This window comes from Rhodobacter lacus (assembly GCF_042683065.1).
In the GTDB taxonomy this organism is placed as follows: domain Bacteria; phylum Pseudomonadota; class Alphaproteobacteria; order Rhodobacterales; family Rhodobacteraceae; genus Rhodobacter; species Rhodobacter lacus.
The window spans coordinates 388,839-401,817 of the sequence record NZ_JBHUIX010000009.1 but is presented as its reverse complement, the minus strand read 5'-3'; the positions used below and the strand labels follow the sequence as shown (position 1 = coordinate 401,817).

Genomic DNA, 12,979 nt, shown 5'->3' with positions numbered 1-12,979 from the left:
TGGAGGCGTTTCCGAAGAAAAGCTTTTCCGCCACCCTGCCTCCGAACAGTGCCACGAGTTCGTCATTCGCGCTGCGCAGCGTGTGGAACGCCGCGCGCCGGGACTCGACGAACCCGCCCTGCCGGGTCAGGCGGACGCGACGCGGCACCGGGCGGCGCATCGCCCAGGCGGCTACGACATGGCCCGCCCCGTGAATTGCGATACGCTCCTCTTGCTCGAGATCAGGCCTCGGAGAAACTCTGTCCGCCGCCGCCTGCATATCCGCTGCGGACAGCCTGCGCCCCGCCTCGCGGGCGCGCGTTGCGGCGGCCCGCAGCAGGGCGGCGACATCGGCGCCGGAGCAACCGAGCACCTGGCGCGAGATCTCGGCGACCGTCTGGGCCGAGATCCGGGGGCGCGGCTGCAGTCCTGCGAGCCCGGCTGTGATCTGTGTTGAAATCCCGGCAAGATCCGGCGCCGTGAGGCCGATCCGCAGGTCGATCCGACCGCTGCGAATGACAGCGTCATCAACTTGATCGGGATAATTGGTCGCCGCCAGCACGATGACGCCGGGCGTCTCCGCCAATCGGGTGAGTTCGGTCAATAGGCCGTTGACGACACCGCGGAGATAGCGATCCGTCTGGCCGTTGCCGCCGCGCCGAGCGAAACTGTCGATTTCATCGCATGTCTCCCTGATGGCCATGGCGCTGGCAATCGGCATAGGGCGTGCTGATCAGCGGGATGCCCGCCGTCCCCGCAAGTGCTTGGGCCATCAGCGATTTGCCATTGCCCGGAGGCCCGTACAGCAGCCCTGAGGCCGTCACCTGTGCCCAGTCGAGACTGCCCTGTTCCCAGCGTGACAGATCCGTCGCCATCACACGCAGGACCCGCACCGCCTCAGGCTGGCCGTAGACGTCATCGAGCGTGACGCCCGTCGCCGCGGCGGACGACTGCGAGAGATCCGTCAGACGGCGCGCCACCTCGGCGGCGGTTTCGGCACGGAACGCCGCGCCGATCGAGCGGGTGGAGAGCCGCGCCAGATCGGCGGGCGACGGCAGCAGTGTGGTGATGTCGGCTGCCTCCCAATCGTCGGGGTGCGTGAGGCGCAACACGGCAAGCACCGCCTCCGGCGTGGGGCGCGGCAAGGCCAGATGCAGCACGGTCACCTCGGCAAGCTCGTTGTCGATCACGTCACGGTCGGCGGTCACGAGCAGGATCGACGCGCCTTGCTCCAGCAGCGGCTCCAGTTTCACGCGAAAATTGCGCTGGTCCGCCGTACGATCTCTGGAGGCGCAGGCCCCTGACTTGAAAACCCGCAATTTCGGATCGGCGCGATCGGCGCCGACAGCAGCCAAGCCACGCAGATGGCGCAACGTTGGCCATGACAGGGCCTGCGCGACGGCGGCTTCATAGCCGGGCGGCGTCTGCAGAACGGTCACGGTGCCCGGCCAATAGAGGCGCTCCAGCGCCGCTGTCGCAGGTAGGGCGGTGGCGAATGCGGCGAGAGACAGGAGTGTGACCGCCTCCGATCGGCTCGGGCGGCGCCGTTGAGGTCCCGCTTTTGCCGCCTCCCGCCGGGCAATCTCGGCCTCCGCTTCCGCGATGCCCTGGCGCATCAGCTCGAGCAGGGGATCGGGCGAAATATCCGGATTTGTCATGCCCTGCGAACCCGGATAATCGCTCTCGGCGGGCTGAAACTCGGGCGGATCGTCTTCTGAGGGAAAATCCAAGGACAGATAGGCCGTGAAAAATTCCGTAATTTTGTCAGCGGCGATGGGCGAGATGGGGTGGTTTTGGCGATTGGTCATGGCGGGCCTCAGAAATATGGAGACTGGCCCCGACCGCGGCGGTCGGGGAATGGCTGTTCAAACTGGGGGCGTGAGATCAGGCGCCGAGGGCGCGGCGCTCCCGATAGGCAGCTATCGCGTCGAGAAAACTGGCCTGCGGTTTGCGCCGGAGATAAGCGATCTCCGTGGTTGCCACGCGCTGGACGCGGCGAGGATCGGCGCTGAAATAGATCACGTTCTCCGGCAGGACGACCAAGGCCGCGACATCATAGGCCCCGTGTTGATACCTGTGTCGGCCGCCCGGGCTGCGCCGATAGCCTTGTTCCAGGGAGAAGGTGAAGTAGCCCCCGCGCGGGTGTGTGACCGTCTTGACCTGGAGCTTGATCGGGTCGTCCCCCACGAACAGCAGGCGATCATACGGCTCGGACTCGGGCGCCTCGAGCGGGTGAAATCCCCAGCGAATGAGGAGGGACTCGGTGAACCGCTCCCCGGCGGCGCCGATCCGCTTTGCGTGGGTGGCGCGGATGGTTCCCAGAATGTCGGGATAGTCGATCATCTCCGTCGGCGCGCTGAAGGTGCGCAGCGGCGGCGGTTCGACGGGGGGCAGAAGCCCAGGCAGGAGCATTTGGGACATGAGTCACCTCGGCAATAAGGGAGAGACCCCCGGCCAGGGTCCGGGGAGGTTGGTCCATGCGAATGTGATCGGGCATCCCAAGGTGGCGATCTCGCCGCGCGAGAACGCATGAGTTCGGACAAACGCAGTTTGTCGGATCTGAGCGGCTTGCTGCGTCAGGCGTCCTTGAAGACGAAGGCATCCTCATCGGGATGCGTTTCAGTCGAGGCGTTTTCCGTCAACTCAAGCGCCTCGCAGAGAACGCAAAGACGATTGAGGGCTTGGCGCAGCATTTGTCGCGCCGCATGGCTGATCTGCCCCGGGTCCTGCTGGCCGAACCAATCACCACTTTCCCGAAGACAATAAGCCAGGGCGGTGCGGTCGACCGGATTCGCGATGCCCAGACAGCCACTGATCAGCCGCGCCGCCAAGATCAGTTGCCTATCCGACCGCAGCAGCGGACGCATCTCGCACGTTTGCTCGGCGGTTGCCATAGCGTGGTCGAGCGCGCCTTGCGCATCGTCGACCAAAAGTGCCATCGCCGGGTCCCACGAACACGGTTGCTCGACGATCTCAAAACCGTCGCTGGCAGCAAGCAGCGCTTCCGACATCCGGGAAAAGGCTGCAAACGCGGGGCTGGTTTGAGGGACGGTACGTTTGTCGTCCAAGGGCAGTCTGCGGGACGCTTTGACGCCGCCCGCGAGCGTGATAGGTGTATCAAACGCCATGATCGATCTCCTCTGAAGATCCTTGTGGTCAGGGCTGAGCGGGGAGCTTCCACCTTCCCCTCAGCCCGTTGCAATTGTGTGCAACTGAGTTTAATATGCACTCATCCGAAATGAATGTCAACTGCACACAAGTAAACACATGGCAAAAACTTCCGCGCTTTCGGTTCGCGTAACAGACGCAGTCAAACAAGCTGTCGAAAAGGCGGCTGAAAATGATGGGAGGTCAGTCGCTTCCTATGTGGAGCGCCTGTTGACCGCGCATCTTATTGAGAAAGGTTACCTTGACAAATAGGCGATAGCTTTGTCCGGATGAGGCCGGTCTTGGCTCTCTGTTGCTTTGCTCTGAGCCTGAACCGCCGGTTGCCCCTATTCGCTGAGGCGACCGAAGCTGCCCAACATGAGCGCAACGAAAATGGGATCAAGCCGTCCCTCGATGCCTGTTATGTCTCGCGGGGCATCACGCTCCATGCCGTCGTATCGGGCGGTTTGCCGACGGTGAGGTCGCGGCATCGCAGTCGCAGCAATCGGAGATAGCCGTTGTTCGCGTGTAGGCGGTGTTTTTCTCCCACCTTCCCGATCGTGTCGTCGGATGCGAGATGCTTTTCATCGTGAGATAGGGAGTGCGTTTCGCAATGTGTTTTACGAATGCGTTTCTCAGATCGCTGGGTGTGGAGCTCCACGCATCTGGCCAACGGCACTGGCAGGATGAGGTGAAGGCGCAGGTTGTCGCGTTCGGCCTACGAGCCCCGGTCGCACGCAGAAAAACGCAAGGGACAACGGCTTTGTGGCTCCGATCCCCATTTTTCACATTTACATTTTAAAGCAATGGCTTGCGTTGACTTATCTGGATAATTCATGAACCATCACTTGGTGATGACGTCGTCCGCTTCCACCCCCCGCAACCCGTCACGTTGATCTGTTTCGGGCGCCGACCCCACTCGCCGCGTAAGCGGTGATCGCCCGTTGTCCCGATCAGGATTTTATTTCCCCATGACCACCATGACGCCCATCTTCATCGACATCGAAGCTTCGAGCCTCACCGGTTGGCCGATCGAAATCGGCATGTCCCGGCTTGCTCCCATCGGCATCGAGACATGGTCTTGCCTCATCCAACCCCGCCCGGGCTGGCGCGAGGCCGACTGGGATCCGCGCTCGGCAGAGATCCACGGCATCGCGCGGGAACAACTGCACACCGCCCCCGCGGCCGAGATCGTCGCCGAGGCGGTCGAGGCGCGGCTTGGGGGCCATGTCCTTTCCGACTGCCCCGAATTCGACGGCAAATGGCTGACGATGCTGCTGCGCCGCCCGGTGAATCTCATGCATTTCGACGACGCCGTTTGCGAGACCTTCGGGGCCGAGGCGCTCAGCCGCGCGCAGGATCTGCTCGCCACGCTGCCGCATCCGCACCGCGCCGGGCCCGATGCCGAGGCGATGGCGCAAGCCTGGCTCTATCTCGTGCAAAGCCGCTAGGCTTCACCCCTCCGGCGGGGCGTATTCATCGGGGCGACGCGCCTTGCCCACCACCGCGCCCATCACCGCGCGCTCCAGATGGCCGGTGTTCAGCTTGATCTTGCCGCCCGAGGCGTGGCGCAGGATATGCACCGAAGGGTCGCGACCGGGCGGCGCCAACGTCGTCAGCCGCTTTTCGGGAAAGCGGCGCGCGAACATCGCCGCTGTCGCCGCCTGATCGGAATCGGCAGTCAACAAATAGGCGTGGTCGAATACATCCTCAAACGCATCATGCATCAGATGGATCGCAAGGTTGATGTCGCCCGCCTTCTCGGTCGGCTTTTCCCACCGATCCCCGCAATTGCGGCACGACATCCGCTCATGCACATAATGCCCCAGCGCCACCTCCACCCCCTCGGCCCGCTGCGCCGCGATCACCGGTTCATGCCGCCAGCGCTTGCCCGCCGAGCCCGGATAAAACGCCGTGCAATAGACCACCCGGACCAACCGCTGAGACCGTTGCGGCAAGATCACCTGCCCAAGCCGCCAATAGCTCAGCCATTTCAGATGCGGCTGCCCCAGCCGGTCGATGGCGTGGTAAAGATTGAACCCGTCGATATAAAGCGCCGCGCGCGCCAGCGTCGTTTCCGGTTGATCTTTTTCGCTCAATCTGCTACCTCGCAAACATCCACGCGAAGCGGTACGCCGCCAGCAGGCCCCCGATCCCGGTCGGGGGTTTTTCCTTTTCTCCCCCCTTCCTGAGCGCAAATTCCCGCGCTCGCAATGAAAATTCCCCGCGGAAACCCTGTCTCAAGGTCGCATGCGCTCGCATCCGCGACTCCTTCTACGGATTTCCCTTGCCCGTCGGAGAAGCGCCGCCTAACCCTGTTCGAGATTTGAGCCCCGACTTCTGCGAGATATCATGGTGCCAGCTGCTCATCTTCGGTCCGGACGATCGGCGAAAACTATCGCTGTGGCGGATTTTCGCCAGATCTTTCACTGGCCACTCTCGTTGCGCGACCCTTCTGACGCGCGCCGCAAGATCAAGGAGCTTCGCGCGAACCTCGGCACCGAGTGGACCGAGCGCACGGCGAAAGACGATGGCATCTCCTACGAAGAAGCGGTCTATTTCCACGATTTCGTACAAGAGTTTCTCTATACCCGGGCCGAAGATCAGGATGCCTGCGGGCATTGGCATTTTGACCGGACAGATATCGCAGATCTCCGCGTTGCCCTTCCCGGCGACCCCGTCGGCGATATCGAAATCGAGGGGACAGATTTTCGGGTCGAGCGTCTGGAACTCGACATCTTCGATTTCGGCGTTGCCATTGTCACCCTTGAGATCGTTGCGAAACCGAACCAGAGCCTGACCCTTGCCCGGGTGCTGGACCTGATCGAATATGTGCGCCGTGCTTTCCCCGGCTTCTGGAAAATCGAGAACGCAGTCGAGCAGCCCGGCTATTGTCCGCAGGCCGTCATGCTGACCCGTCGATCCGGAAAGATCCCCACGCACATCCTGCGTCCGCAACCGTCGTCAGACGCCCGCAAGGCGCTCAACGCCAATCGGGTGCCAGAACTTTTCCCTTGGTGGGCCGAGTTCGCCCGCGGTCTGAGATTTACCAGTCGCCGCAACGGTGCGCTGGAATGGCGCCATGTGCTTGACGAACGCATCCCCGCAATGAGCTACATCCGGCTTGCCCCGCTTCCGGGCGAGGGCGACCGCGCCGTCTTCGAACAGGTTTCCGAGGCAGATTGGCATCGGATCGCCGAAGCGGACAGTTCCGGCAACTCGCTGAAAATGCCCTACAACGACCGCTTCCTGCGCGGGAAACTGCCGACCGCATTTTACGACCGGCACGCCCCGGGCGAGACTTTCAGCAGCACCACCCGCATCACCTATGCCGGGCATCATCACGCCTTCGTCGGCAATGGCTGGTTCTTCGAAAACCATATCGTCCACCATTTCGAGGGCCATTATCGGCGCATGCATTTCATCGCCATCCTCGAATTCGCGGCGATGCTGACCTTTTCTCGCCGGATCACCGATATCGTCCGCCATGCCACCGATGGCCGGGACCCGGAGGCGCATGACAGGCTGGCCGACCGCGTGCATGCCACCCGGCAGGATTTCCTGAATTTCATCCATTGCTATCATTTCATCCATGTCTCAAACCACCTGCAGGCGCGTGAGATGAACGAGCGGCTGCGCGCGAGCATGGGGCTGGATGCGCTGCGTGCCGATGTCGAGACGGAACTGCAGAACGCCTCCGATTTCGTCGGCATGATCGAGCAGCGCCAGATAGCGCAATCGCAAAGCGATCTGACCGAATTTGCCACGCTGTTCCTGCCCGCCACGCTGGGGGCGGGGTTTGGCGGTATGAACTTTCTGGCCGGGGTGGACACGACCGACGCTACGCTGGCCGCGGCAATCAGCGGCACCGCGATCGCGCAACTGTTTTGCTGGGGCTGTCTCGCCTATCTGCTGGCGGCGCTGGTGCTGGTCTGGTTGCCGCATCCGGGTGACCAACCACCCGCCGCAAGAGCCCGAATTCTGGACAAGTTGCTGTCGGCGGCCGCCCTGTTGGGGCTGGCGTCAGGAGCGACATGGCTGCTGTTCGGATAGGCCGGACAGGCGATTCCTCGTTGGAAAAATTTCAAGGCAATGATCTTCAACCGAAAATCACACTTGAAATCGGAAAATGCCGTTCTGGAGCGAGTCTTTGGCGGGGCAGGTCGTCGCATCGTTGGAAACCGGGCTGCAAACTTTCTTCTTGACCAATGCCCTCCAGAGGGCCAGTCTGAGACCCGTGCCCGCATGAATGCGGATTGAGACCCCACTTTTCAGGGTGGAGCCTATGAACCTGGTCTGAGACCCGTGCCCGCATGAATGCGGATTGAGACTTCCTTCTGTTGTTTCAGGAAAAAGGGATTTTTTGTCTGAGACCCATGCCCGCATGAATGCGGATTGGCTGCTGTGGAAACGACACGGCCGGGGGCATCCAATCCCCCGGCCGTGTCTGTTTTCGAAGGTTGCGCCGGTCAGCCCGGTGGCACCAGATGCAACTCGTAGCGGCCCGCGCCCTTGCTCGTATGCGAGCCGATATGGGTCGTGGTGCCGAAATGCAGCATCGACAGATCAAGCGGCGCCGGATCGGCCAAAACCAGATGCCCCTGCACGCCGCCGCCCGGCATCACGCGGCCTTGCCGGCGTGAACCGCTGACCCAGGACACCGCTTGAGCCGCATGCCAGACCCCCTCGGGGCTGTTCGCGGGGCGGGGCAGGCAGGGAGTGGCGCCATGCCACAGCGCCATCGCCGCGCTGCGCCGCCAAGCGGCCTCGATCACCGCGGCGGGCGCGGCGTGGCGCATCTCGCCCGCGCGCAGCGAAAGCGGCGTCAGAAATTCCAGCGCGGCCAGTCGCACCGGCCCCTCGTGGGCAGGCAGGCCCTCGGCGCGGGTGATCGTCAGATCGAGCAACGCCAGACGCAGCTTGCGATCGCCCGCCATGTCGAGCCCGAGCGCCAGCGCCCGCCGCAGAGCCTCGGCTGCGGCATCGGCGCACTCGCCCGCAAAGCCGAACAGATCAAGTGACAGCCGATAGCCCTCGCCCTGCGGGTCCAGCGAAAAGACGAAGGGCTTGGGCAGGTCCTGAACCGCGCAGGGCGTGCCGTCAGGGTGAAAGAAATGGATCCGCCCCTGCGACCGAAAGAACAGTTCTGCGGCGGTCGGCGCGCCCGCGGCCGCCGCCCCGCGCCCAAGGCGCTCGGCCCCGAGGGCGGTGCCGAAAGCGCCCCGTAGACGCGGGATCGCTTGCATTGGTTCAAGCGGTCGGGGGCTCCAGATCAAGGCCGAGATCCGGGTGATGCGCCAGCCGCGATGCATCCCGTCCAGATCGATCGGCGTCGTCCCGGCGCGGCGCAGACGCTCGGCCAGAAGCGGATGCGCCTCGGGCAATGGATCGAAGGCGATGAGGCGGTCTGATAGCGGCACGAGGCGCGGTCCGGATGTGATCGGAACAGAGTTGCAAATCTGTCGCGGGCTCACAAGCCGGTAAGGTCAACGTTTTTCTTGCCTGCCCGCGACATTGTGTGCCTGATGGGGCTGTATGGGTGAATTGGGCGGGCTCGACGCATGGCGCAAAAGGTGCTTGTGGTCGAAGGCGTGAACTTCGATCAATGTCTTTACGATACCAATGATTTGTCGGTGATCCGGGGGGCGTCGCTGTTGCTGGATGGGGCCTTGCCGGTGATCAGCGATGTCGTGACCAGGGCGGGGGCGCGGATCGTTTCCAGTCTTGCCGGGGCCTCGAGTTACGAAATCGCCTTCGAAGGGGCCGAGGCCGCCGTAGTGGAGGCGGCGGTGCGTGGAGCGCTGGCGCAAAATCCTTGGCGGGCCCTGTCATGGGTGGTTTCGGTTGCCGATACCGCCGCCGCCGCGCGCGGGCGCAATCGGCGCCAGCAATTTCAGACCTGGACGGTAAAGCTGAGCGCGGTTCCGGGGGCAAGCTGCGAAGATGCCTTGGACCGGGTGCGACCGGCCGTTCCCGGCAAGGACGACACGATCAAGGGCCCACTCTCGCCCGAGACGCGGATCCGGCTTGAACATGGCCGAAAGTTCCGCCAGGACTTCTTTCGCAACGACACCCGCAATCTGGTGGGCGAGGACATATTGTGTGCCTCGTTCGAGGAGTTGGTCAACCCACCGCCGAAAGGGTTGCGCGAAGGGATGAAGGGCAAGATTGCGGTTGTGCATTTCGATGGCGACCGGATGGGGGATCTGCGTCGTCTGGTCGGTGACGACGCGATCTTTTCGGCGCAGATGAGCAAGTTGACCGAGGCCATTCTGCAACAGTTGGTCGAAGGCGTCCGCAGACGCCGCACGCCGGAGGACCGGCATTTCCGGATGGAAGTGCTGTTGTGGGGCGGGGACGACATCACGCTTGTCGTGCCCGCATGGGACGTTCTGGAAGTGATCCGTGATTTTCAGGACGCGATCTCGGGGGCGGAGATTGCAGAACATCCGGTCAGTTTCACCGGGGCGGCCATTGTGGCGAATTACAAGGCGCCTGTGCGCAAGCTTGTGCATCTGGCCGAGCGCGGGGTGAAGCTCTCGAAACAGGCTGGGGTGCGCGGCGCGATAACCTTCGACATCTTCAAGATGTCCCCGCCGGAACGGAGTTTGGAGGCGCATCGCGGGCAGCTTTTCCCGGGTACGTCCGTGCGTGATATAGCCTTTGCCGGACGCGATTTTGGCGCACTGATGGATCTGCTGCTTTCGCGCAGGCAGGCGCAGGGAAAGGGGCAGTTTCTATCCCGCTCCCGGGCGCACGATCTTGTGCAAGCCTCGCCGGAAGAGCGAGGGGAGCTCATGCGGAAATATCATCTGCGCGTCCTGCACGATGCGGAGGACTATCAGTCAGACGCCTCGTGGTCCGAGGTCTATGCGCTGCCGTATATGGGCGAGAAACCGCGGGATGTCGCTCTTGACCTGATGTTGTGGCTCGATCTTGATGAGTTGCTCTTCACGCCGCCACAAGACGGTGCGGAGGCGGCAGCATGAAAAGGTTTCACGCGCGCCTTTGTTTGACGCTACGCAGCCCGTTCATATTTCCGGATTCCGAGGCGGTGATCCCGGGAATTGACCTTGTCGCGCATCGAAACCGCGCGGGGCTTCCTTTCGTTCCGCGAGATCAACTGAAAGGTGTCTTTCGCGATGCGGTTGCCAAGTCTCTGCGCGCGGGTGCGCCGGGGCTGACGGTTGACGATATTTTCGGTGCAGCCTCAAGTGATGATGGCATGAGCGGTTCTTTTGCTCCAAGGCCCGGAGTCGTGCTGTTTTCCGATGCGATCGCAGCCGATTTCGAGGGCTTGGCTCCAGTGATCACCCATCGGGTCGAAATCGATGCCGAGACCGGTGCCGCGAAAGAGGCTCATTTGTTATTCGTCGAGCTGGTCGCGCCGCGGAAGAAGACGGTGCGGTTCGAAGCAGATGTCGTATGGTTTTGCAAAGACTTATCGGTCGGTAAGGCATTGCGGCGTGCGAAGAGTTGGATTTCCGCAATCGGCGCGATGAAGTCTGCGGGCTTCGGTGAAGTGGTCGACATCCAGATCAGCGATGAAACCGTGGTGGACTTGACCGAATTGTCGCATCAGGCTCCTCCTGCCGAGCGGACCCGCTACGTTTTCAGCTTCGACCGGCCCTATCTTGTCGATGCAAGGATTGCCGCAGACAACGTTTTGGTCGGGCAGTCCACCGTTCCCGGGGCAGTCATAAAAGGCGCCTTGGCGCGCAAGCTAGATCTGGCTGGGGTGCTCTCCAAGTTCTCGAACGCCCTGACAGATCTTTCAATATCACATGCGCGCCCTGAAGATGCGCAAGAGATCTTGCCGTTGTCCGTAGTTCGGAGTCTTGGCACGGGGGAGGTGTTCGACCTCTGGCAGTGTGCACAGCCGTATTCTCGTGACATCGAGTTTCAGATCGATTGGAAAAACGAGGCTTCAGAAAGCGTAAAACGGGAAGTCCGTGTCCACACAGCGGTGACCGAGGATACAGAGATCGCGGAGACGGGCAATCTCTTCTTGATCGATGCGATCGATCCGGTTGACGGTAGGTTTGTCGTGGATGTCGACTACGGCAGAATTCCTGCGGAGGAGAGGGAAATCCTCCACGCGATGCTCATCGATGGGTTGCATGGGATCGGTCGGACCGGTGCGATTGCAACCGTACATGACTGCTTTGCCGTTCTAGCCACCCGGGATCCCTTGAGAGGTTCTCTATTCGCGGTCAGTTTGGCGACGGATGCCATTCTTGCGTCACCGGTTGACGATGTGGAAACTGGGGCTGCTTATCAGGATTACTGGTCTCGAGTTCTGCACCCGCACACCGTCGAGCTTGTCGATTTTTACGCTTCGCAGCGAATTGTCGGCGGTTATCTTTCCAAACGCTACCGGAGCGGGGCGGCACAAGAATACCGACCTTGGTGCGTAACCATTGCGGGCTCGACCTTCCTTCTGCGAGGAGACGATCTCGGCCAGGCACTCTCTGATCTGCGCGATAGTCGGCTTCCGCCCCCGTTCATTGATGGAGTGCCTTTGCGTTGGGACAGTTGCCCGTTCCAACCCGAGAATGGTTTCGGGGAAATCAAGGTCACCGCCGTGAACCCGCGCGAGGACCTTCGCCATGACTGAGTTTCGCATATCAGACTTTCGGTTCGAGCTCGAAGTGATTGCGGATCTGCATATCGGCTGCGGGCAGAGCGATCCCATCCCCGCATTCGCCGAGGCCGGCAATGACGAAGAGTCTCCGATGGTTGCCGACATTGTCAGAGATTGCGATCAATTGCCGATTATCACAGGGACAAGCCTGAAAGGCTGTCTGCGCGACATTCTCGACGCAGAGCCGCAGGTTCTCCTGTTCGGCAGTCCGAAATCGACAGCCGACGAGGGTGGAGGCCGCATGGGTGTCCTGCGCGTTCATGATGCCCATCATTTTTCGTCCCCCGAAGGCTCACTGCCCACTCCGATGCAGAACGGTGCCTTTGTCTTGATCAAGAATGCGATAGACGCAGGGCGGGGCACATCCAAGACGAACTTCCTTTTTGCCAAATGGATGGTTCCTCAGGGAACCGTGTTCTCAGCCAGCCTCAGACTTGAACTTTGGGGCGATTACGCGCAGCAAATGCGTGCGGCGGAGGCATTGTTCCTTTTATTCAAGGGGCTCGCGAGTGACGAGGGCGTGTCCATTGGCAAGGACACGAACAGCGGCGACGGAAGGGTGCGGCTTCTAGGGGAGATCAGAGAAACCCAGTTCGTCGCCGAAGATGGCGCGCTCGTGCCGGGACCCGAAAGGTCCTTCGGCATACCGTCAGAACCGAACACCCGCTTCACCAGCTTGCGCATGAGGCACCGAGGCCCGAGTTTCACCAACGATTTTGCTTATGATCGCGAGACGGAAAAGAAGCGAAACCAGAACGCGCCGCATCTTCGGGCGCTGCGCAGGAACAAAGTTCCGGTGATCTCTGGTTCGGCGATTTCCGGGGTCCTGCGCACCGATTACGCATTCCAGTTGCGCTGGCAAGGGTTGGACGAGGACGCGGTCACGGACAGGATCACCCGGCTATTTGGGGCAACCTCCCGCGCCGGACGTCTTGTTGTCTTTGCCGAGGATGTTTCCGCCGTCGGGAAGAAAACGCTCATGTCCAACAAGATCGACCGTCTTTCTGGCGGCACCATCGACAACGCCCTCTTCGCCATCGATACCGATTACGGCGTGGCGTTCACGCTTCGATTGGGCCTTACGGACCTTGCGGACGATACCGACCGGGAATTGTTCGATGATTTGATCGAGATGGTACGCAGGAATGGCGTCGAACTTGGTCATTCTGTCAATGCCGGGTTCGGCTGGTTCCGTGTCGAGGAGTAACA

General features: G+C 61.8%; 11 protein-coding genes. 5 read left to right on the top strand and 6 right to left on the bottom strand.

The annotated features are described in order from the left end of the window. From ACFSM0_RS09510 to ACFSM0_RS09495, 4 genes are all read right to left on the bottom strand, one after another. A partial coding sequence (locus tag ACFSM0_RS09510) for an AAA family ATPase (protein ID WP_377389698.1) occupies positions 1-700 on the bottom strand: 700 nt, incomplete at its 3' end. Then, positions 657-1,787 (bottom strand): AAA family ATPase, encoded by a 1,131-nt coding sequence (locus tag ACFSM0_RS09505; RefSeq protein WP_377389696.1) that lies wholly within the window; start codon positions 1,785-1,787, stop codon positions 657-659. The genes ACFSM0_RS09510 and ACFSM0_RS09505, both read right to left, overlap by 44 nt. Before the next feature lie 76 nt (positions 1,788-1,863). After that, positions 1,864-2,400, bottom strand: coding sequence for a hypothetical protein (locus ACFSM0_RS09500; protein WP_377389694.1), 537 nt, complete (start codon positions 2,398-2,400; stop codon positions 1,864-1,866). A 155-nt stretch (positions 2,401-2,555) separates the two neighbouring features. Continuing rightward, positions 2,556-3,107: a hypothetical protein gene (locus tag ACFSM0_RS09495; protein ID WP_377389692.1), complete on the bottom strand. Its 552-nt coding sequence runs from the start codon at positions 3,105-3,107 to the stop codon at positions 2,556-2,558. A 990-nt stretch (positions 3,108-4,097) separates the two neighbouring features. Between ACFSM0_RS09495 and ACFSM0_RS09490 the strand changes: the two genes are divergently transcribed. Then, complete coding sequence (locus ACFSM0_RS09490) at positions 4,098-4,577, top strand: 3'-5' exonuclease (RefSeq protein WP_377389690.1); 480 nt, start codon at positions 4,098-4,100, stop codon at positions 4,575-4,577. 3 nt (positions 4,578-4,580) lie between these two features. Here the strand turns inward: ACFSM0_RS09490 and ACFSM0_RS09485 are convergent, their stop codons facing one another. Beyond that, positions 4,581-5,225 (bottom strand): NYN domain-containing protein, encoded by a 645-nt coding sequence (locus ACFSM0_RS09485; protein WP_377389688.1) that lies wholly within the window; start codon positions 5,223-5,225, stop codon positions 4,581-4,583. Between the two features lie 304 nt (positions 5,226-5,529). On the opposite strand from ACFSM0_RS09485, the gene ACFSM0_RS09480 reads away from it, so the two are divergent. Beyond that, positions 5,530-7,179 carry a hypothetical protein gene (locus tag ACFSM0_RS09480; RefSeq protein WP_377389686.1) on the top strand — a complete coding sequence of 550 codons (1,650 nt, stop codon included), beginning with the start codon at positions 5,530-5,532 and terminating at the stop codon, positions 7,177-7,179. Between the two features lie 416 nt (positions 7,180-7,595). On the opposite strand, the gene cas6 is transcribed toward ACFSM0_RS09480, so the two are convergent. After that, complete coding sequence (cas6, locus tag ACFSM0_RS09475) at positions 7,596-8,546, bottom strand: CRISPR system precrRNA processing endoribonuclease RAMP protein Cas6 (protein ID WP_377389684.1); 951 nt, start codon at positions 8,544-8,546, stop codon at positions 7,596-7,598. 141 nt (positions 8,547-8,687) lie between these two features. Between cas6 and ACFSM0_RS09470 the strand changes: the two genes are divergently transcribed. The 3 genes from ACFSM0_RS09470 to ACFSM0_RS09460 are packed head-to-tail and all read left to right on the top strand — an operon-like array spanning position 8,688 to position 12,977. Continuing rightward, positions 8,688-10,115 carry a Cas10/Cmr2 second palm domain-containing protein gene (locus ACFSM0_RS09470; RefSeq protein ID WP_377389682.1) on the top strand — a complete coding sequence of 476 codons (1,428 nt, stop codon included), beginning with the start codon at positions 8,688-8,690 and terminating at the stop codon, positions 10,113-10,115. Continuing rightward, positions 10,112-11,743, top strand: coding sequence for an RAMP superfamily CRISPR-associated protein (locus ACFSM0_RS09465; RefSeq protein WP_377389680.1), 1,632 nt, complete (start codon positions 10,112-10,114; stop codon positions 11,741-11,743). Before ACFSM0_RS09470 ends, ACFSM0_RS09465 begins: the two co-directional genes overlap by 4 nt. Beyond that, complete coding sequence (locus tag ACFSM0_RS09460) at positions 11,736-12,977, top strand: RAMP superfamily CRISPR-associated protein (RefSeq protein ID WP_377389678.1); 1,242 nt, start codon at positions 11,736-11,738, stop codon at positions 12,975-12,977. The genes ACFSM0_RS09465 and ACFSM0_RS09460 overlap by 8 nt, the downstream gene beginning before the upstream one ends. Positions 12,978-12,979 lie beyond the last annotated feature (2 nt).